At 44.0% G+C, this 21,279-nt stretch carries 20 protein-coding genes; 11 read left to right on the forward strand and 9 right to left on the reverse strand.

Features of this window, described 5'->3' with window-relative positions:
• Nucleotides 1–23 precede the first annotated feature (23 nt).
• Nucleotides 24–338: a YqcC family protein gene (locus tag ACRQQK_RS20980; protein ID WP_457514620.1), complete on the forward strand. Its 315-nt coding sequence runs from the start codon at nt 24–26 to the stop codon at nt 336–338.
• Nucleotides 329–1,063, forward strand: coding sequence for a tRNA pseudouridine(65) synthase TruC (gene truC, locus ACRQQK_RS20985; RefSeq protein WP_175579690.1), 735 nt, complete (start codon nt 329–331; stop codon nt 1,061–1,063). Before ACRQQK_RS20980 ends, truC begins: the two co-directional genes overlap by 10 nt.
• A gap of 70 nt (nt 1,064–1,133) precedes the next feature.
• Here truC and dxs read toward each other — a convergent pair whose 3' ends face one another.
• The 3 genes from dxs to xseB all read right to left on the reverse strand — a co-directional run bounded on the left by dxs (nt 1,134) and on the right by xseB (nt 4,245).
• A complete protein-coding gene (dxs, locus tag ACRQQK_RS20990) occupies nt 1,134–2,999 on the reverse strand; it encodes a 1-deoxy-D-xylulose-5-phosphate synthase (RefSeq protein ID WP_457514622.1) in 1,866 nt (621 codons plus the stop codon).
• 20 nt (nt 3,000–3,019) lie between these two features.
• The gene (gene ispA / locus ACRQQK_RS20995) at nt 3,020–3,904 is read right to left on the reverse strand and encodes a (2E,6E)-farnesyl diphosphate synthase (protein WP_457514623.1); all 885 of its coding nucleotides are present in this window, start codon (nt 3,902–3,904) and stop codon (nt 3,020–3,022) included.
• A gap of 98 nt (nt 3,905–4,002) precedes the next feature.
• Nucleotides 4,003–4,245 carry an exodeoxyribonuclease VII small subunit gene (gene xseB, locus ACRQQK_RS21000; RefSeq protein WP_042488944.1) on the reverse strand — a complete coding sequence of 81 codons (243 nt, stop codon included), beginning with the start codon at nt 4,243–4,245 and terminating at the stop codon, nt 4,003–4,005.
• Nucleotides 4,246–4,594: 349 nt separating this feature from the next.
• Here xseB and pomA point away from each other — a divergent pair, with 349 nt between their 5' ends.
• The 7 genes from pomA (at nt 4,595) to rlmM (ending at nt 11,376) form a co-directional block, all read left to right on the forward strand.
• Nucleotides 4,595–5,359 (forward strand): flagellar motor protein PomA, encoded by a 765-nt coding sequence (pomA, locus tag ACRQQK_RS21005; RefSeq protein ID WP_167412973.1) that lies wholly within the window; start codon nt 4,595–4,597, stop codon nt 5,357–5,359.
• A gap of 12 nt (nt 5,360–5,371) precedes the next feature.
• Nucleotides 5,372–6,328, forward strand: a complete 957-nt coding sequence (locus tag ACRQQK_RS21010; protein WP_457514626.1) for a flagellar motor protein MotB — start codon at nt 5,372–5,374, stop codon at nt 6,326–6,328.
• A 207-nt stretch (nt 6,329–6,535) separates the two neighbouring features.
• A complete protein-coding gene (thiI, locus tag ACRQQK_RS21015) occupies nt 6,536–7,984 on the forward strand; it encodes a tRNA uracil 4-sulfurtransferase ThiI (RefSeq protein WP_457514627.1) in 1,449 nt (482 codons plus the stop codon).
• A 391-nt stretch (nt 7,985–8,375) separates the two neighbouring features.
• The gene (locus tag ACRQQK_RS21020) at nt 8,376–9,284 is read left to right on the forward strand and encodes a transcriptional regulator GcvA (RefSeq protein ID WP_042488931.1); all 909 of its coding nucleotides are present in this window, start codon (nt 8,376–8,378) and stop codon (nt 9,282–9,284) included.
• Nucleotides 9,277–9,900 carry an alpha/beta fold hydrolase gene (locus tag ACRQQK_RS21025; protein WP_457514630.1) on the forward strand — a complete coding sequence of 208 codons (624 nt, stop codon included), beginning with the start codon at nt 9,277–9,279 and terminating at the stop codon, nt 9,898–9,900. Before ACRQQK_RS21020 ends, ACRQQK_RS21025 begins: the two co-directional genes overlap by 8 nt.
• The gene (locus ACRQQK_RS21030) at nt 9,890–10,288 is read left to right on the forward strand and encodes a DUF423 domain-containing protein (RefSeq protein WP_457514632.1); all 399 of its coding nucleotides are present in this window, start codon (nt 9,890–9,892) and stop codon (nt 10,286–10,288) included. Before ACRQQK_RS21025 ends, ACRQQK_RS21030 begins: the two co-directional genes overlap by 11 nt.
• Nucleotides 10,285–11,376 carry a 23S rRNA (cytidine(2498)-2'-O)-methyltransferase RlmM gene (gene rlmM, locus ACRQQK_RS21035; protein ID WP_457514634.1) on the forward strand — a complete coding sequence of 364 codons (1,092 nt, stop codon included), beginning with the start codon at nt 10,285–10,287 and terminating at the stop codon, nt 11,374–11,376. Before ACRQQK_RS21030 ends, rlmM begins: the two co-directional genes overlap by 4 nt.
• 129 nt (nt 11,377–11,505) lie before the next feature.
• On the opposite strand, the gene xni is transcribed toward rlmM, so the two are convergent.
• From xni to queF, 5 genes are all read right to left on the reverse strand, one after another.
• Entirely contained in the window at nt 11,506–12,276 is a 771-nt protein-coding gene (gene xni / locus ACRQQK_RS21040; RefSeq protein ID WP_457514636.1) for a flap endonuclease Xni, read from the reverse strand.
• 87 nt (nt 12,277–12,363) lie between these two features.
• Nucleotides 12,364–13,722 carry a nucleotide 5'-monophosphate nucleosidase PpnN gene (ppnN, locus tag ACRQQK_RS21045; protein ID WP_457514637.1) on the reverse strand — a complete coding sequence of 453 codons (1,359 nt, stop codon included), beginning with the start codon at nt 13,720–13,722 and terminating at the stop codon, nt 12,364–12,366.
• A gap of 377 nt (nt 13,723–14,099) precedes the next feature.
• A complete protein-coding gene (locus ACRQQK_RS21050; RefSeq protein ID WP_457514639.1) occupies nt 14,100–15,665 on the reverse strand; it encodes a GGDEF domain-containing protein in 1,566 nt (521 codons plus the stop codon).
• Between the two features lie 108 nt (nt 15,666–15,773).
• Nucleotides 15,774–18,032 (reverse strand): tetratricopeptide repeat protein, encoded by a 2,259-nt coding sequence (locus ACRQQK_RS21055; RefSeq protein ID WP_457514665.1) that lies wholly within the window; start codon nt 18,030–18,032, stop codon nt 15,774–15,776.
• A 26-nt stretch (nt 18,033–18,058) separates the two neighbouring features.
• Nucleotides 18,059–18,904 (reverse strand): NADPH-dependent 7-cyano-7-deazaguanine reductase QueF, encoded by an 846-nt coding sequence (gene queF / locus ACRQQK_RS21060; RefSeq protein WP_457514641.1) that lies wholly within the window; start codon nt 18,902–18,904, stop codon nt 18,059–18,061.
• A gap of 108 nt (nt 18,905–19,012) precedes the next feature.
• On the opposite strand from queF, the gene syd reads away from it, so the two are divergent.
• A complete protein-coding gene (gene syd, locus ACRQQK_RS21065; RefSeq protein ID WP_457514643.1) occupies nt 19,013–19,564 on the forward strand; it encodes a SecY-interacting protein in 552 nt (183 codons plus the stop codon).
• Complete coding sequence (locus ACRQQK_RS21070) at nt 19,564–20,340, forward strand: Zn-ribbon-containing protein (RefSeq protein ID WP_102964401.1); 777 nt, start codon at nt 19,564–19,566, stop codon at nt 20,338–20,340. Before syd ends, ACRQQK_RS21070 begins: the two co-directional genes overlap by 1 nt.
• A 111-nt stretch (nt 20,341–20,451) precedes the next feature.
• On the opposite strand, the gene ACRQQK_RS21075 is transcribed toward ACRQQK_RS21070, so the two are convergent.
• A complete protein-coding gene (locus tag ACRQQK_RS21075; protein ID WP_457514646.1) occupies nt 20,452–21,261 on the reverse strand; it encodes a MetQ/NlpA family lipoprotein in 810 nt (269 codons plus the stop codon).
• Between the last annotated feature and the right edge of the window lie 18 nt (nt 21,262–21,279).

Genomic DNA, 21,279 nt, shown 5'->3' on the forward strand with positions numbered 1-21,279 from the left:
ACGACCAATAAACTTGGTGAATCATGACAATTAACACAAAACTGGCCCAAGCTTTGGAGCAGTTAGAAGCTGAAATGCGCCAATGTGAAGTATGGCAGTCAACGCCTCCAAGCTTGGAAGCGATGCAAAGTGTTGAGCCATTTTCTATCGATACGCTCGACCCGCATGAGTGGCTTCAATGGGTTTTTATCCCGACAATGCAGAAGTTACGTGATGAAGGACAAACGATTCCAAGAGGGTTTGAGTTGTCGCCTTATTTTGAGGAAGTCTGGAAGCATCAAGATCAGTTTCAGGCTGTTTTGCTGGTGGTAAATCATATCGATAGGGTATGTCAGTAATGTTGGAAATTATCTACCAAGATGAGTATTTGGTGGCGGTAAACAAACCTGCTGGAATGTTGGTGCATCGTTCATGGCTGGACAAGCATGAGACTCAGTTTGTGATGCAGACATTGCGCGACCAAATCGGTCAGCATGTTTTTCCATTGCATCGCTTAGACCGACCGACATCCGGTGTGCTGGTTTTTGCGTTATCGAGCGAAATTGCTTCCAACGTTATGCCGATGTTTGCCAATCATGAAATGGTGAAAACGTATCATGCAATTGTCCGTGGCTGGATTGAAGAGGGCGATGTACTGGATTATCCGCTCAAAGAAGAGCTGGATAAAATTGCCGATAAGTTTGCTAAGCAAGATAAAGAAGCACAGTCCGCAGTGACCGAATATCAACCACTCGCCAAAGTGGAAGTGCCGTTTTCAACCGGAAAATTCCCAACTACTCGCTACTGTTTAGTTGAGATGAAGCCTAAGACTGGGCGTAAGCATCAGTTGCGTCGTCATATGGCACATCTTCGTCATCCAATTGTTGGTGATACCACACACGGTGATGGTAAACATAACCGCTTGTATCGCGAAGAGTACGATTGCCATCGCTTAATGCTGCACGCCAGCGAACTGCGTTTTGTCCATCCGTACACTAAGCAAGAATTGGTATTAAAGGCTTCATTTGATGAAAGCTGGCAAAAGTTGTTTGCTGAGTTTGAGTGGAACAATCCACAACCTTAAAATGCGGGTCTAACACAAAACGAAAAGCCTTCTCTCTGAGAAGGCTTTTCGTAGCAATAATCTTATTGGATTACTTATTCAAGTAGGATTCTACGGCAGCTTTGATGCCAGCACCGTCTAAACCAAGTTCAGCATGCATCTCTTCCTGAGTTCCTTGAGCAATGAACTGATCAGGAAGACCAAGGTTTAGCACCGGCTTGATGATTTTTTCTTTCATCATAAACTCAACAACGCCTGCACCTGCACCACCTGCAATCACGTTCTCTTCCAGTGTCACAATGATATCGTGGTTCGCTGAAAGTTCTTTGATTAGTGCTTCATCTAATGGTTTAACGAATCGCATGTCAGCCACGGTTGCATTCAATTCTTCAGCCGCTTCCAGTGCATAAGGAAGTAGGGAGCCGAAGCTTAGAATCGCCACTTTTTCACCTTGACGCATCATGCGACCTTTACCGATTTCAAGCGCAGTAAACTCTTGCTTGATTTCAACACCCATACCGTTGCCGCGTGGGTAACGAACAGCACTCGGGCCTTGATGTTGATGACCGGTATACAGCATTTGACGACATTCGTTTTCATCTGCCGGAGCCATGATCGTCATGTTCGGGATGCAACGCATAAAGCTTAAATCGAAAGCACCTTGGTGAGTTTGACCATCAGCACCGACAAGTCCAGCACGGTCGATAGCAAACATCACTGGCAGATTCATAATAGCGATGTCGTGAATCAATTGATCGTAACCACGTTGCAGGAAGGTCGAGTAAATCGCCACAATCGGGTTGTATTTAGCGATTGCCATACCTGTTGCTAATGTCACGGCATGTTGCTCAGCAATCGCCACGTCGAAGTATTGAGATGGGTACTCTTTCGAGAAACGAACCATGCCAGAGCCTTCACGCATAGCAGGTGTGATTGCCATCAGTTTTGGATCTTGCGCTGCCATATCACACAGGAAATCACCGAAGATCTTCGAGTAGGTCGGTTTGGTACTTGAGCTCTTAGGCAAGCTGCTATGACTTGGGTCGAACTTAGGCACGCCGTGGTAACCAATAGGATCTTTCTCCGCTGGTTCATAGCCTTTGCCTTTCTTCGTCATAATATGAAGGAACTGCGGGCCTTTAAGCTCACGCATGTTCTTCAGTGTTTTGACCAGTTCAATTACATCATGACCGTCAACAGGGCCGATATAGTTAAAGCCTAACTCTTCGAAAAGCGTTCCCGGCACGACCATTCCTTTCAGATGTTCTTCCGTACGGCGAACTAATTCTTTGATTGGCGGAACACCAGAGAGAACTTTTTTACCGCCTTCGCGAATCGAAGTGTACAAACTGCCTGACAGTACCTGAGCAAGATGGTTGTTCAGTGCGCCTACGTTCTCTGAAATCGACATTTCATTGTCGTTGAGAATGACCAGCATATCTGGGTGAACGTCACCAGCGTGGTTCATGGCTTCAAATGCCATACCTGCAGTAATCGCACCGTCACCAATCACGCTGACAACTTTACGATCAGCGCCTTCTTTGTCAGCACAAATAGCCATGCCCAAAGCAGCACTGATAGATGTTGAGGAGTGACCGACAGACAAGGTGTCGTATTCACTCTCTTCACGCCACGGGAAAGGGTGAAGGCCATCTTTTTGGCGAATCGTAGGCATTTGCTCACGACGACCGGTCAGGATTTTATGTGGGTAAGCTTGATGACCCACATCCCAAATCAATTGATCAAATGGCGTGTTGTAGACGTAGTGAATTGCCACTGTCAGTTCAACAGTGCCTAAGCCAGAAGCTAGGTGTCCACTTGATTGACTAACAGAGTTAAGCAGATACGTTCTGAGTTCTTCACAAAGCTTTGGCAGAATATTTTTAGGCAGACTGCGTAATTCGTCCGGCGTATTCGCCAGAGCCAGTGTTGGATATTTTGAAATATCAAGAGTCATAATTATGCGCGCTTATAGTGTTAATTTTTGCGCTCGATGACGTATCGGGCGAACTCTTCAAGACATTCTGTATTGTAGGGAATGGCTTCAAGTGCTTGAAGTGCTTCCTGTAACAGAGTTTGGGCTTTATTTATCGCTCCGTCCAATCCTAATAGAGCTGGGTACGTACTTTTATTGAGCTGTTGATCTGAACCTTGAGGTTTACCCAAAGTTTCGGTATCGCCGATGACATCCAAAATGTCGTCTTGTACTTGAAATGCGAGGCCAACGGCATCGGCGTATTTATCAAGCTGTGGCAGAACTTGTAAGCCCTTTTGGCCAGCGGCTAAAGCCCCTAAACGAATCGCACAGCGCATTAATGCGCCGGTTTTATTACGATGAATTGTTTCGAGCTCTTGCAACGAAATAAGACGGTTCTCTGCGCCAAGATCGAGAGCTTGTCCTAAACACATACCTTGTGCGCCGGAAGCCTCAGCAAGTACCTGAACCATTTTGATACGATTGACTTCGCCTTCTGCGGACAGAGTACCCTCGGCTAAAATAGTAAATGCTAAGGTTTGCAGAGCGTCACCGGTTAGGATTGCTGTCGCTTCATCGAACTTAATATGGCACGTTGGTTTACCACGGCGTAATTCATCATCGTCCATGGCTGGTAAATCGTCATGAATCAGTGAATACGCGTGGATACACTCCACTGCTGATGCTGGGGTGTCGATATCTTCAATAGAGCAACCTAGCATTTGGCCTGTTATATAGACCAAATAGGGGCGAGCTCGTTTACCACCCAGCAGCAGGCCATAACGCATTGCTTCAATCAGCGCTAAGTCTTGGTTGGGCAGACGGTTTAACCAGTGGTCAAGCTGCTCATTATTTCGTTGTTGATAAGAGGTTAGAGCCTCAATCATAGGACACTCTTAAACGTTTCGTTCAGCCGCGAGTCGCATTATCAATGAGAGACAAAAACGACAAGAGACAATAAATAGTTAAGAACAATAAATATCAGTTATTCAGGTAATTCGTTAAATTCACTGAGTGGCGCATCATCTGTATTGCTTAGCAGAATGCTAACACGTTGCTCCGCTTCATCCAGTTTACTTTGACCTGAGCGAGCAAGAGCGATACCACGTTCGAATTTTTTCAGTGCATCGTCTAATGTTAAATCACCATTTTCTAGCTGCTCGACCACTTGATCTAGCTCTTCAATGGTCGCCTCGAAAGACATGTTTTCTGGTTTTTTACTCGCCATAATATTGTTGCCTTGAGAAAGATGCACGAAAGTTACCTTAGCCTGTGTTGATGGTCAAATTTAACCAACCAATTTTGTCAGAATTACTGAGCTTTTTAGTCGATACCGATAACGAATATGAAAATTCACAGTGGTGCGTTATTCGTAATTAATGAGCATTTTGTTCAATCTATGAATACCGAAGGTGCATATTGGCACGCTTTAAGTATAAACTTGTTGTTGGCGTAATTGAGGCACAAGTGTCCTTTCGTCAATTTTCTATTTAAGAATTTGATTCTCTTGTCGATAAGAGAATAACTAAGAGTCGTTCGGCTCTATACATGCGAACATATTGTCTGAGGAGTGCTTCGTGGATTTAGCAACGCTGATAGGTCTGATTGGTGGCTTAGCTTTCGTAGTTATGGCGATGGTTTTAGGTGGAAGCCTATCGATGTTCGTTGATGTTACCTCAATTCTTATTGTTGTTGGTGGTTCAACGTTCGTTGTTTTGATGAAGTTTACCATGGGACAATTCTTCGGAGCCGCTAAAATTGCTGGTAAGGCGTTTATGTTTAAAGCGGACGAGCCAGAAGATTTGATCGCGAAAATCGTAGAGATGGCTGACGCAGCACGTAAAGGTGGTTTCCTTGCTTTGGAAGAGATGGAAATCAGCAACAGCTTTATGCAAAAGGGCATTGATTTATTGGTTGATGGTCATGATGCGGATGTGGTTCGCGCAACACTACAAAAAGACATCGCCTTAACAGATGAGCGACACGAATTTGGTTCGGGAGTGTTCCGAGCATTTGGTGATGTAGCACCAGCAATGGGGATGATTGGTACGCTTGTTGGTCTGGTGGCGATGTTGTCGAACATGGATGACCCGAAAGCTATCGGCCCGGCAATGGCGGTTGCACTTTTAACCACGTTATACGGTGCGGTTCTTGCGAACATGGTGTTCTTCCCAATTGCAGACAAATTATCGCTTCGTCGTGAACAAGAAACATTAAACCGCCGTCTGATTATGGATGGTGTGCTGGCAATCCAAGATGGTCAAAACCCACGAGTGATTGACAGCTACTTGAAGAACTACCTCAACGAGGGCAAACGAGCTCTTGATATTGATAGCGAATAACCGGAGCAAATGATGGATGACCAAAAGTGTAAATGTCCACCTCCGGGGCTTCCCGCTTGGTTGGGGACATTTGCAGACCTAATGTCCCTGTTAATGTGCTTCTTCGTACTGCTGCTTTCGTTTTCGGAAATGGACGTATTGAAGTTCAAGCAGATTGCCGGCTCGATGAAATTTGCTTTTGGTGTGCAAAACCGTCTGGAAGTGAAAGACATTCCCAAAGGTACCAGCATCATTGCTCAGGAGTTCCGCCCGGGGCGTCCTGAGCCTACGCCTATCGATGTGATTATGCAGCAAACCATAGACATCACTCAGCAGACGTTAGAGTTCCACGAAGGGGACGAAGACCGTGCTGGTGGTACTATGCGTGATGCTGGTGATATGACTGGTGGTCAGTCACCGGAAACATCGACTGAAGACAATCAAAATACCGAGTCAGAATCTCAACAACAGCAATCTCAGGCAACCTCTGAATCAACAGAGACCTTAATGGAAACCATTAAGAACGCGTTGCAGCGTGAAATTGAGCAAGGTGCTATCGAAGTGGATAACCTTGGTCAACAGATTGTTATCCGTATTCGTGAGAAAGGCGCATTCCCTGAAGGTTCTGCTTTCTTGCAACCTAAGTTCCGTCCTCTGGTTCGTCAGATAGCGGATCTGGTTAAAGATGTTCCGGGTATCGTTCGGGTTTCTGGTCACACTGATAACCAAAGAATTGATTCGGAATTGTATCGTTCAAACTGGGATCTTTCCTCTCAGCGTGCCGTGTCTGTGGCTCAAGAGATGGAATCTGTGCGCGGATTTTCACATCAGCGCTTGCGGGTAAGAGGAATGGCCGATACCGAGCCTTTGGGACCCAATGATACCGCTGCTCAACGTTCTCGTAACCGCCGTGTGGAAATCAGCATCATGCAGGGTGAGCCGATGTACAGTGATGAAATACCATCAGCACAAGCTGGCTCAATTCAATAGTTAAGCGACGAAATACAGTTCAAAGGCAAGCATCAGGCTTGCCTTTTTCTTTGGCGTGCTTTTATCGTTGCGTCATTATCGTGTATAATCTCGCCCCCTTAGTGATACCCACTCTGGTCGTCGATGAAATTAGCGTTATTGCTGAGTTCAAAGATGTAGCTAAGTACAAGCTACTATTACGTTAATACTTTAATTGCGAAGACACTTATGAAATTTATTGTTAAGCCCCATCCAGAAATCTTTGTTAAAAGTGAGTCGGTGCGTAAGCGCTTCACGAAAATTCTTGAGTCTAATATTCGCAATATCGTAAAGAGCCGTACGACAGGCGTTGCTGTATTCAACCGCCGTGATCACATTGAAGTGACCTCTGAAAGTGACCGCTTCTTTAACGAAACTCTGGAAATTTTGACCAGAACACCGGGTATCCAACAAGTTCTAGAAGTTAAGCAATCAGAGTTCAAAGATCTTCACGATATTTACGAGCAAGTTCTTGAAACTAGCCGTCATCTGATTGAAAACAAAACCTTCGTGGTTCGCGCTAAGCGTCGTGGTAAACATGATTTCTCTTCAATCGAGCTTGAGCGTTACGTTGGTGGCGGTCTAAACCAAGCGGTTGAAAGCGCAAAAGTTAAGCTAACCAATCCTGATGTGACGATTAACGTTGAAGTTAACTATGAGTTGCTCAACCAGATCATCAAACGTTACAAAGGTTTAGGTGGTTTCCCTCTTGGCACTCAAGAAGATGTACTTAGCCTGATCTCTGGTGGTTTTGATTCGGGTGTTTCAAGCTACTTACACATTAAGCGTGGCTCAAAAGTTCACTACTGTTTCTTCAACTTAGGTGGCCCTGCTCACGAGATTGGTGTTAAGCAAGTTGCCCACTTCTTATGGAACAAATATGGCTCTTCTGCCAAGGTGCGTTTCATCTCTGTTGATTTCGAACCGGTTGTGGCGGAAATTCTTGAGAAAATAGATGACGGCCAAATGGGCGTTATTCTTAAGCGCATGTTTATGCGTGCAGCTGGTCAGGTCGCAGAAAAATTCAATATTGAAGCTTTGGTTACCGGTGAAGCATTAGGTCAGGTATCAAGCCAGACTCTGACTAACCTGCGGCATATCGATGGTGTAACTGACACCTTGATTCTTCGTCCTTTGATTAACTGGGATAAAGAAGACATCATCACGCTTGCGCGTGAAATCGGCACTGAAGACTTCGCTAAAACAATGCCAGAATACTGTGGCGTTATCTCGAAGAGCCCGACGGTTAAAGCGGTGAAAGCGAAATTGGAAGCGGAAGAAGCGAAATTCGACTTCTCTATTCTGGACAAAGTAGTGTACGACGCTCGTGTTATGGATATCCGTGACATTGAGAAAGAGAGCCAAGAGCAAGCGCCTGAAGTAGAGCAAGTTGCCGCGGTTCAGGAACACGCTATTGTACTTGATATTCGCAGTGCAGATGAGCAAGAAGATAAGCCGCTAGAGATTGATGGTGTGGAAGTGAAGCACATTCCTTTCTTCAAACTTTCAACTCAGTTTGGCGATCTTGATCAGTCTAAGACTTACTTATTGTATTGTGAACGTGGCGTAATGAGCCGTTTACAAGCACTGTACTTGCAAGAGCAAGGCTACAAGAACGTGAAAGTTTATCGCCCATAAGCGTTAGCTGAATACTCTAAACAGAAAGGCGCAACTTGTTGATTCAGGTTGCGTTTTTTTATGCTTGCCAGATATTCAGACATAAAAAAACACCGCCAATAGGCGGTGCTAAAAATTTGACAGACAGGTCAAAATAAATACAGGAAGTATATGTTTTGTAACAGGGGATAACTGCACAAAACAGGTGGTAGAATTCTACCGAACTCGAAAATCGAGTATGCAAACACAACATCGTAATAATAAAGCCAATTGATTCAGGAGAATCAAGCCGTTCAGGCTCATATTACCGGACGAAATATAGATTTTCTCTGGCTGGTTAGCAATGGACAATTTATAATGTTTCAGATAAAAAAAACTAATGAATATTTGGAACAATACATAGGATTGAACCATGTCCAGACGATTACCTCCATTGAACTCACTGAAAGTGTTCGAAGCCGCGGCTCGTCATTTGAGTTTTACTCGTGCAGCAGAAGAACTTTTTGTGACTCAAGCCGCTGTTAGTCATCAAATTAAGGCTCTTGAAGAGTTTCTCGGCTTAAAGCTATTTCGTCGTCGTAATCGCTCTTTATTGCTTACTGAAGAGGGACAAGCGTACTTTCTGGACATCAAAGATATCTTTGGTTCATTGGCTGAAGCGACCGATAAGTTATTGGAACGTAGTGAAAAAGGTGCGTTGACCATTAGTCTTCCACCGAGCTTTGCTATTCAGTGGTTAGTGCCTCGGCTTGCCGACTTTAACCAACAGCAACCGGATATTGATGTGCGTATTAAAGCGGTCGATATGGAAGAAGGCTCGCTGACCGATGATGTGGATGTTGCTATCTATTATGGACGAGGTCACTGGCCCGGTTTACGTGCTGACAAACTCTATCAAGAGTTTTTGATTCCTCTTTGTTCGCCTTCTTTGTTGCTGGGTCAGAAGCCACTGAACTCATTAAGCGATCTTCCTCTACACACTTTGTTACACGATACTTCACGTCGCGATTGGAAACAGTTCGCTAAAGAGAACCATATCGATGGTGTGAACGTGAACCACGGACCAATTTTCAGTCACTCAACCATGGTGCTTCAAGCGGCTGTTCACGGGCAAGGCATTGCTTTGGGGAACAACGTATTGGCACAACCAGAAATCGACGCAGGCCGCCTTGTGGCGCCGTTTGATGAAGTGTTAATGACTAAGAACGCCTTCTATGTGGTTTGTCATGAGAAGCAGGCGGATATGGGGCGTATCGCGACATTTCGCGACTGGATGCTGAAGAAGGCACGTAGCGAGCAAGAGGTCATATTAGATGAATAACGTAAGAATAGAGGGGGAGGATAGCTTCCCTCTGTTTATTTTTGCCCATGGTGCGGGTGCAGATATGGATCACGAGTTTATGTCGCAAGTGGTAACAGGACTCGTAAGTAAAGGCATTCGTGTCGTACGTTTTAATTTTCCTTATATGGTAAAACGAGCGGAAGACGGCAAACGTCGACCGCCGGATCGTGCGCCGAAACTTCTCGAAGCTTTCGAACAAGTCATTGCAGAGCATGCGTCTCAACCGGTTGTTATCGGTGGTAAATCCATGGGGGGCAGAATGGCTTCGATGCTAAGCGATAACTCTAGGGTTAAAGGCATAGCTTGTTTGGGCTTTCCTTTTCATCCGCCGGGTAAGGTTGAAAAGTACAAGGGCGAGCATTTGGCTTCATTGGAAAAACCTTGTCTGATATTACAAGGTGAGCGTGATACCTTTGGTAGCCGAGAAGAGTGCTCAAGCTTCAAGTTTAGTAGCCTAGTTAAGATCGAATACATCCCCGATGGCGACCACAGCTTCAAACCTCGCAAGTATTCTGGTCATACTGAAGCTGGCAATATCGCTCTTGCCATAGAACATTTATCGCAATTTATTTTGGAACTGAACAATGAAAAGTAAGTATTTGCTCACCTTTGGTGGCTTGTTTTCGGGCATTGCGGTTGCACTGGGCGCTTTTGCTGCCCACGGGTTAAAGGCTTATGTCACGCCGTATCAAATAGAAGTGTTCCAAACCGGGGTTCAGTATCAGTTCATCCATGCGGCAGCTTTGATTGCTTGTGGCATTTTGCTGGTTTTGTCTCGCAGCGAAAAAGCGCAAAAATATTTTAGCCGCGCGGCTATTTGCTTTATCATCGGCATCTTTTGTTTTAGTGGCAGCTTATATGCACTAGCACTAACAGGAATAAAGTGGTTCGGACCAATTACACCTATGGGTGGTCTACTCTTTATTATTGGCTGGGTGATGTTTGTTCTGGCTGCTATAAATTTTGATGAGGTGAAACAGTGAAACAAGTGATGCTCTATTGTCGTGCGGGCTTTGAAAAGGAGTGCGCAGGTGAGATCCAAGATAAAGCAACCCAGCTTGAAGTTTTTGGTTTCCCTCGTGTCGTTAACAACTCAGGCCATGTTTTGTTTGAGTGTTACCAAGACGGCGATGCAGACAAACTGATCAAGAACATTGATTTTCAAGCCCTGATATTCTCTCGCCAGATGTTTGCTGTAGCAGCTGAGTTTACTGCTTTACCAACAGAAGACCGTATTTCGCCGATTTTATCTGAACTTGCTGAGATCGAAGCGTTTCCACTGTGCGGCGATGTTCGCGTAGAAACGCCAGATACCAATGAAGCGAAAGAACTGCTGAAGTTCTGTCGTAAGTTCACAGTGCCACTACGCCAAGCATTGCGTGGTAAAGGTATTTTGACAGCGAAAGACAACGCCAAACGACCTGTTCTGCATGTGTGTTTTGTTAAGTCTGGTCACTGTTTCGTCGGTTACTCATACAGCCAGAACAACTCTAAGTTCTTCATGGGTATCCCGCGTTTGAAGTTCCCTGCAGATGCGCCGAGTCGTTCAACACTTAAGTTGGAAGAAGCTTTCCATGTATTTATTCCACGTGAAGAGTGGGATGATCGTTTAGCGTCGGGCATGTGGGCGGTTGATTTGGGCGCGTGCCCAGGCGGCTGGACTTATCAACTCGTTAAACGTTCAATGTTCGTACATGCTATCGATAACGGCATGATGGCAGACAGTTTGATGGAAACCGGTCAGGTAAAACATCATATGGTTGATGGTTTCAAATTTGAGCCGCCACGTAAAAACGTGACTTGGTTAGTTTGTGACATGATTGAAAAACCTTCTCGTGTAGCGCAGTTGATGGGTGAATGGATCATTAGCGGTTGGGCGAAAGAAGCGATTTTTAACCTTAAATTGCCAATGAAAGGCCGTTACGATGAAGTGCTGCAAGATATTGAGAACTTAAAAATTTTCCTAAAAGATCATAATGTTAAGTTCAAGCTTCAGGCGAAACATCTTTATCATGACCGTGAAGAAATTACCGTGCATGTGCAGACGTTAAAAACGATCTCTCCACACTAACCCTCGTCTTAATTGAAGCTGTAGGGGCTGCGTTCATTAACCTGACGTTTCCAGCAGTTTCAATTCGTTAGAGGATAACCATACTTACCAAAAAACGCGCCTTAAGCGCGTTTTTTGTGTATGTGCTAGTCACTCTTTGTTAAAGCGAATGTCTTGAAGATTAAAGCCAAGTTCAATGTCAGTTTTCAGCGTGGAGATCTGCTTACAAATACGCGCCATTTCAATATGCTCGTCGAGTTTCTTGCGGTATTTGGGGGCAAGTTCCGAACTCGCAAAGGCTTCTTCTATACTAGCAAACTGATTCAGGATCTCTTTGGCGGCTTTAGGGCCAATTCCAGCAACACCGGGAACTTGGCTTGAGCTGATGCCTGTGAGTCCCCAGTAATCCGCAAGTTGTGAAGGCTTAACTCCAAATTCATTTTCAATAAAAGGCGCATCTAGCCAGCGGTGCTGGAAGTAATCTCTAATTTGCAAAGTTGGAGAGAGCAGTTGGCAATAGCCTTTATCAGTGGAAATGATAGTGATTTTTTCATTGTGGCTAGCCACTTTGCACGCGAGCGTTGCCACTAAATCATCCGCTTCATCGCCTTCAGAAAGCAGTGAATCAATACCTAATTCCCACCAAGCTTGTTGAATACGATCTAATCCTTGCTGTAATGGCTCAGGCATCGGCTTACGGCCTTCTTTATAAGAGGGTAATAGTTCTGCTCGCCATCCTCTGTCCTGCAGGTGGTGATCAAACACAGCAATAATATGTGTCGGTTCTGATTCGCTGATAATACGTGCGAGTGTTCGAGTGGTCGTGTTTATGGTTCGCTCAATATCATTAGGGTCAGGCTGCGCAGAGTGAACGCGGCGAATGAGGTTAAGAGCATCAATAATGACAAGATGAATAGACATAAACACAAAAAAATAAGGAGCGATTGCCCCTTATTCTAATGAAATTCAATGAGATTACTACCGTAGCTAATCTTTCATACACACAGACTAACTTTCTATTCGATAACAAGGTACATAATCACTTCCACCCGGAAGCTTCATACGATGTTGCTCGACGAAGTCTTTCAGCAGCTTATCCATCTTCTTCATTAACTTAGGATCACCATGAAGCCTGAAAGGGCCATGACGTTCGATTTCTCGAATGCCTTCCGCTTTTACGTTACCTGCAACGATACCGGAGAACGCTTGACGTAAATTCGCAGCCAGAACTTCTGGACGTTGGTTAAGGTGCAAATCTAAGTTGGCCATGTTTTCATGAGTCGGTTCAAATGGAAGTTGGAACTCCGGCTCAATTTTCAATGACCAGTTATAGCTATAGGCATCTTCGTTGTCTTTGCGTTGCTGACGAATTTTAGGCATGGCATTTTTCATGATGCGCGCGGCTTCCGCTGGGTCATCAACCACTATGGTGTAGTGTTTCTGGGCTTCTGGGCCTAATGTTTCACCAATAAATTCATCAATAGAACGGAAATACTCTTCGCTCTCTTTCGGACCCGTTAAGACGATTGGCATCGGCTGACTAGCGTTATCCGGATGCATCATAATACCGAGTAAATACAACAGTTCTTCAGCTGTACCCGGTCCGCCAGGGAAGATAATAATACCGTGAGCCATTCGAACAAACGCTTCTAAACGTTTTTCAATATCCGGCATGATGATCAACTCATTCACGATAGGGTTTGGCGGCTCAGCGGCGATGATTGAAGGTTCAGTTAAACCAATATAGCGCTTGTCTGCATAGCGCTGCTTAGCGTGACCAATAGCAGCGCCTTTCATTGGTCCTTCCATCGCGCCCGGACCACATCCTGTACAGATGTTCAGCTCACGTAGTCCAAGCTCATTACCTACTTCACGAGTGTACTGATATTCGACAGGATTGATTGAGTGACCACCCCAGCACACCACTAAGTTTGGTGTTATTCCCGGAATGAGCGCTCCAGCGTTACGTAAGATACCAAACACTAAGTTGGTAATGTGCGTTGAGTTGGTGAGGTTGAGCTTTTGTCCTTCCGCGATGTGCATATTGACGTAAACAATATCACGCAGCACTGAAAACAGATGTTCTTGGATCCCTTTGATGATGTGGCCATCAACAAAAGCGTGTTCTGGTGGGTTGGTGAGTTCCAATTTCACACCACGTTCACGGCGCATTACCGTGATATCAAAATTCTTGTATTTATCTAACAGTTCTTTTGAGTTATCGGTATGGCTTCCAGAGTTGAGTACCGCTAGGCTACAGTTACGATATAGCTGGTAAAGATCACTGGATGCGGTTTTTTTTAATCGTTCTACTTCCAATTGTGAGAGTAAATCCATACTCCCCGCAGGGCTGACTTGAGTGATCATGAGAGCCTCCTTATTTAGAGGGAAAGAAGATCGCGAGGACCTTAATTAAACGCTAGTGGAGATAGCACATCATATACCAATCAAGATGAACAGGTGTTCAGAAAGTGCGTAGGAAGATTCGAGAGCCTAATTACTTGCGTGATTTTCAATGCAATGAAAAAAAGGTGTAGGCACGAATAAAAAGCAGCAAATCCATTTCTTGATAGGTATATCTTTATCAATAAGCTAACTTGTTGATATTTCAAGTTTCAATCTAGTGTGCTTTGTATCGTAAGGAGAACACGATACTCCATAAACTGTGATGTGTATCGTGTAATTGCTGTGAGTTTGCTTAAAATTTACTCAGCTTGCTTTTGTTTTCTGTGCCTTGCTTGCTGTTATTTCCAAGTGATCTGATTTGGACCAAATTTTTTCCCGTTATTAAGCGAGACATGTAGTCGCTCGAGAACGATTTCTGGAGAATCAGAGTCTTTAAACAAGGTACTTGCTGCGCTTAAAGTGATAGTGATGTTTTTGTCACGGAACTTAAACGGCAAGTGGGAAATGCTGCGCTGGATTTTCTGCACAATTTGGTAGCACTCTGAATCAGAACGCTCTGGCAGCAATAGCACAAATTCTTCACCAGAAAAGCGCGCCACAGTATCAGTATCTTCAATGTTGTTCTTGATCGTGCGAGCGATAATTTTCAGTGCTTTATCACCTGCGGTATAACCAAAACTGTCATTGATAACTTTGAATTTGTCGATATCGAGCATGACAACGCGAAGGTTGTGTTGTGCGCGAATCCAACGTCGGTATTCGAGTTCGAGACGGTCATTAAATGCAGTGCGGTTGTATACCTTGGTGAGAGGATCTTGCAGCATACGCTGAGCTTGATCTTCTAGGCGACGACGATAATCTTGCGTCACTTCGAAAAGTGTTTCCATTTGGTTTTTGGTGTAATCCATGCGCTCAATGAGCGCTTGTTCACGAGCTTCAGCCAGTGCCAGTCGTTCAGAAAGTGAGGCTAATTCGCTCATTAATGGATTCAAGGTGTTTTTAAGAGCGTTGATTTCGGTACCATCTCGAACTGCAGTTTGGCTTCTTGAGACCAGAGAACTCAGTTCTCGATGCATATCTTTTCGGTGTTCGAAATAGTTATGGCTTTGTTCAACGTTCAGGGAAGAGCTTTTCAAACTAGTGGACAAAGAAGCGTTCACCTGCTCGAGGAACTTTTCAGATGTTTTTCGTTCGTAATTGGTACCAGCGACAACCAGCTTCAATACTTCTAGTGTGAGCTCTAGTAAAACTTGTGTACTGACACCGATTAGCAACTTAGCTCGAATATCACTCAGTAAATCTCCCGATTCACCTTCAAAATCAAGCTCAGTGATGAGTTGTTGTAGCTCTTCGTTTAACTTAAGAAGAATTTCTTTGTCTGCACTTTGAGTCAGCTCCTCAACCACGGCATTTGGATTTGAGGTGATGATTTTGATTGAGCGTTCATAGATAGTAAGAAGACGTAACGATTGTTCAACTTTAGACAGATTCTGCCCAGTAGAAAAACTGAGAAGATCACGAAGATCGCGTTTGATTTTAGACGGTAAACCAGGGATGCGGAGTAGCACTTCACTGCTATGCTTTACCTGCTCATCTAAGTGTTGGCTTTGCTTTTCGGTGTCTAACGTTTGCTTCTTCAACATGCGCTCCAATACGGCCAAGCGAGGAATTAAGATGCTGACATCTTTCTGCTGCTCAAGCGCTTCTCGTAATTCGACCAAATTTTGGTTGAGGCGATTATTCTCGCCTTTACAGGCAAGACTGAGTGATGCGACGATTCGTTTGAGGACTTTTTGCTCTAGTTTAAATTTGAGCGAGCTATCCCTGTGAGTTAAACGCGTCTGTTCCAACTGCATTTTGAGTTGGTGTAACTGAATCTGGATATCTTGCTCTAATGCGCCCATTTATAAAAATGCTAAATATTTAGGGAGATTTAATCCTACTTACTAATCTGTCGATAATAGCAAATTTATTGGATACGTCATCGTATCTCTTTGTTAATCGGCTGGGAACTAACCATCTTTTAATATTTTTTTGATATTCTCCTCATTATTGTGAGATGAGTGGACTTTTATCAAACCTTGGTTGATAGCGTGCTTACAGGATTTTCGCATATTACTCGATGCAAAGCTGGCAGCTGGTGCATTATCAATCGCCTTCAAATATACCCAATGAGAGCAATTTTCTTTCATGCTCAGTTCGCGTGCTGCACTGGTTGCCATTAACAGGATATCCAATAATTCTTTGTCGTTAATTGCCGTATAAGCTCTCGGCAAAAATGGGTAATCGGTAATACCCATCCTAATAATCCGGTTAATTTTTCGCTCAGGTTGAAACTCTCGAATCCACTGTTGAATCTTCTCAAACATTTCTTCTGGCGGACTATCTCTGTCGGTGCTTGGCTCGATAAAGAGTAAGTTTGAATCAGAAAAATGATAGAGCCTAGTTGGTTCATCAATTTTAGATTTTAAGTACTCTCCAAACGCTCGCTCTAGCTCTAAGCCAGCGGTATAACCGTGTTGTAGATACATGTTACGCAGAAACGGAACGTCAATCATGGCGAAGCGAAGACGGTCATTTAGCGGTTCATGAATCAACTCACCAACATGCCAAAGTTCATAGTTCTGGCTGCTTCTTTGCAGTGATTTCGGTAGTTTTGCATTCAACATACGTAAGTTGCGCAGACGTGAACGAGAGTGAGTAAACAAATTGGTGTTGAGTTCTTCAATCTCTTCATTTTGCGTTTGAATGACGTAACTTCGACGTAAAACTAGTAGAAATAACGCTCCTGCTACAATAAACAGAGTAAAGGTCAATTTTTGCAATTTTGAATATTGACGTTTTGTTTCTTTAAGTTCGTTTTCCTGACCCACTAAGTGTAGCGTTTGCTCAACAAATTCTTTTTGCTGACGAAAAGCATCTTCGCTGATTTGGTTGAGTTTTTCCTGATGGAGGTTTTCCAACACGTAGCTGCGTTTTAAGGCTTCAAGTGCCAGAGCATGCTTACCGAGTTGTTCATAACCTTGAGAAAGCAGGCTATAGGCTTGTTGCTCAATATGCTGGTTGCCAATCGACTGGCTGATTGCTAATGCTTTCTGAGCATTGAGAATGACCTTTTCGCTTCTATGTTGATGGTAAGCAAGGTTTGCATTAAGCAGTGCAGCTTTCCCTTTCAGATGAGGGATGTCTGCGTACTGAAGAAGGTCTTCTGCACGTTGTAAATACTGTTCCGCGAGCGGGTAGTTATAGAGATGAATATACGTGGCGGCGAGACTGAGTCGTGTTCCGATAACGCTTTCAATATTGTTGTTGTTATTCTCATGATCAATCACGTTAAAATAGTTCACCAACGCAAGGTTGTACTTTCCTAAATCAAAATAGATATCGCCCATGCGTTTTAAAACCATGGCAAGCTTAGGTGATTTTTCATAGTTATCGTAAAAATCTGCTGCTTCCGACAAGTGAACAAGGGCTTTATCCAGTACGCGTCGCTCAAAGAATAGCTGAGCCAATAATGTGTTGGTTCTGGCTAGCCTAGCGCTTGAGTTTGACTCAATAGAGCTCCAGTAAGCTATCAGCAGCTCTGAGAGCGCAAGGTTATAACGTTCATGGTCTAAGTAATGTCTGCCGACCATGATGTGATAGTCGATCTTCGTATCCTCAGACTGGATAAACTCTAGGTCTTGTTTAAGCTCAATAAACAGTTTGTTGGCTAACTCGACATCATTAGCTTTCGATGCTATTTCAGCTCGTAACAATTTAATTTTGTAGCCAATTCCTCGTGCTGGGAAATCTTTGCTTCTGATGGATTCGTATTGTTGAGTAATATCGCGTAGTTTTTCGCGAGCATCATTCACATCGTTATTGTCCAGCCAACGCAGGCGTATTTTCAGCAACTGAATTTCTAACTGTAAATAGGGTAGGTTGAATTCTTGCGCCGTGTTTAAAGCGTCATCTAATAGGCGAAATGCGGCAATCGGATAGCCGAGATTGAACTCGGCTTGTGCGAGAATTTTCATCGCGTCTACGGTGCTCGCAGGCGTACGCAGGCGACTATCAGTTTCGTCTCTTGCAACTGTGGATGGGTTTTGCTCGGATTTCTCCGCCATCTTCCTTTCAGTTAAATACTCACTTGTGAGTTCTTTAGCTTGTTGTGGCGATATTTCTATCAGGCTTTCAGCTTCGTTTAGCGTCGGTGATGAATACGGTGCCGCTTGTGAAAATACTGAAAAAAAGAAAAGAGCTAAAGAAACCCAACGCTTCCAGCGAATACATCCCATCCTTAATTGTGTCCTTTTTATTGGCGAGCCATACGTTTGTTGTCTTGTGGTGCGGCTTGTTCTGTTGAACGGTACGGGTTGATATCTAGGCCGCCACGTCGAGTATAACGAGCAAATACAGTCAGTTGCTCCGGTTTGCAGAAGCGAGTGATGTCAGTAAATATACGCTCAACACATTGCTCATGGAACTCATTGTGTTCACGGAAAGAGACTATATAACGTAAAAGCGCTTCGCGGTTAATTTTTGGACCACGATACTCAATTTCAACGCTGCCCCAGTCCGGCTGATTGGTGATCAGACAGTTTGATTTCAAAAGGTGGCTATGCAGAGTTTCGCTAACAATAGTATCTTCCGCTGCACCTTCTAGCAGTGATTCGTCGAAATCGTAGCTATCGATTTCGATGTCTTGATCGTCAATGCAATCGCCTTTCATTGTGACAATAGGTTCTGCCGTGTAATCACTTAAAGGCTTGACCTTAACCTCTACTGTTTCACCAGCACAAGCAGAGAGATCCGCGATCAAATGCTGTTCAACCTGTTGCCAGTTCTCAAACTTAGTTTGGTTAAAGCTGTTCAGATAAAGTTTGAACGACTTCGACTCAATTAAATTTGCACTGGTAGCTGGGATCGCAACTTCACCGATAGCCACTTGTGGCAGACCTTTGGTATTCAACCAAGACAATTCATAAAGAGTCCAGATATCACAGCCTTTAAATGGCAGTTCACTACCTAAACTCAGGTCATCACGGTTTAAGCTACGTGGAACAGGCTGCAGTAGTGTTGGGTCATACTGATGTGAGTAATCGGTTTTTTTACCTAAAGTCAGACCTGCTAACTCTTTGGCATCGGAATATTTGCTCATACTTAATGCTTAATTCGATTAGAATAGGCAGAATTTTACGCAATACCGCAGCCTATGTCATCAAAGGGCTGCTAGTTAGCTCATCGAATTTGAACAGTGGAGATTTTCATGGCGCATTCTGTTGCAGAAGCCTTACATACTTTTAGTCAGCGCTATCTAGATGCTTATCAAGCTGCACACCAACATTTACCGGAAAACGAAGAGTTGGCGGACTGGGTTTCACCGTGCGTTAAGCAGACGTTTGAGCATAGTGTGTATTGGCAACCTGTGATCAGAGATGAAGCTGCTGATCTTACTAATGTCGAAAACGGTATTGAGATTGCTTTGCATGAAGATATTCATGCTTTTTATGGTATTCAATACAGTGCGGATATGGCTGCGAGTTGGAACGGTAATGCGCTTAATTTATTGCAAGTTTGGAGTGATGAAGATTATCAACGTTTGCAAGAGAACATTCTTGGTCATTTGGTCATGCAGCGTCGTTTGAAACAGAAACCAACGGTATTTATTGCAACAACTGACGATGAAATGGAAGTGGTATCGATTTGTAATCTGACTGGCAACGTTATTCTTGAAAAACTAGGCACTGATAACCGACAAGTGCTCAGTGATGATGTCGCTAGTTTTCTGCTGCAACTTGAGCCAGAGGTAGACGCATAATGTACGTGGTTGAACTAGAGTTTGAATGTTTTGACAACACCACGATCACCGCAGTAGATAAAGCGATCAATGGACTAATGGATGCGCTGCGTTACAACGGTCAGGTATTAGGTCGTGAGTTTCCCATCGTAATGGGTGACGGCGAGTTTAGTGTTCGCGCTGTCTGTCCTGAAAAAGATAGCCTTCATCCAAAGAATCATTCTGATTTTGTTAAAGTCTGCTTTAACCGACTTGCGGATGCTTGCTTACTTGCTCCTAAGTTTCGCTTGCTTGGCAGAGATATCAATTCTGAGCAAGCTGCGGAAGAAGAAACCCCTAGCTGGCAGGTTCTTTATACCACTTATGTTCACACCTGTTCGCCACTGCGTAGCGGTGAAACCTTGCTGCCGATTCCTCTTTATCGCAATGAAGCGACATTTAATGGTGACCATAAGGCCGTTGTTAAGTGGCAGACAGAGTGGCAGGCGTGTGACGAGCTACAAATGGCAGGAGGCTGCAAAGCGGAACATGCTGCGTTGAAAGAGATTTGCGATGTAGATAGTGACTTATTCCGTCGTGGTTGGGATTTAAGTAAACGTATTGAATACATTACTAAAATACCAACTTACTACTATCAATACCGTGTTGGTGGTAAAAGCTTGGCGGATGAAAAAGCTCGTCCTTGTCCTAAATGTGGTGGGGAATGGCTACTGGATGAACCTCTGCATGATATCTTTTATTTCAAATGTGATAGCTGCCGAATCGTATCCAATATTTCGTGGGATCATTTAAAGTAGTCGAGTTGAAAATATCGGTTTGAAAAAGCAAAAGGGCTCCAATCGGAGCCCTTTATTATTTTCGATAACTGTTAGTCTTTTTTACAGATAGTGATAACAGAAGGTTATCGATTACCAGCCTTTAACCGCGCCACCTTGGAAGATGTCAGATGCAGCTTTTGCTACTTCATCTGTTTGGTACGCTTTTAGGAACGTTTGTACGTTTTCAGCGTTTACGTTGTCTTCACGAGCAACAAGCAGGTTCACGTATGGTGATTCTTTGTTTTCTACGAAGATACCATCTTTCTCAGGAGTCAGATTGATAGAGCTTGCGTAAGTCGTGTTGATGATAGAAAGCGCAACGTCATCAAGAGAACGTGGAAGTTGAGCTGCGTCTAGTTCAACAATCTTGATGTTTTTAGGGTTTTCTACGATATCACGAACAGTAGCCAGCAGACCTACGTCTTCACGTAGTTTGATCAGACCTTGTTGCTCAAGAAGTAGCAGAGAGCGACCTAGGTTAGTCGGATCGTTTGGTACTGCAATACGGTCACCGTCTTGGATCTCATCAACAGATTTTACTTGCTTAGAGTAGCCAGCGATTGGGTAAACAAAGGTATTACCTGCAATAGCCAGTTTGTAGCCACGGTCAGCAATTTGTTGATCCAAGTATGGCTTGTGTTGGAATGCGTTTGCATCGATTGAACCGTCATCAAGCGCTGCGTTTGGCGTAACGTAGTCAGTGAAAGTTACAAGTTCAACATCTAGGTTATATTTGTCTTTCGCAATTTTCGCTGCTACTTCTGCTACTTGAGCTTCAGCACCGGCAATAACACCGACTTTTACTTTGCTGGTATCTGCTTCTTTATCACCACAGCCAGCTAGTACAAGCGCAGATGCAGCAGCAGCAATGGTCAGTAAACTTTTAAGATTGAATTTCATGGTAATCTCCTTGTTAGA

Source organism: Vibrio sp. C8 (genome assembly GCF_054051265.1).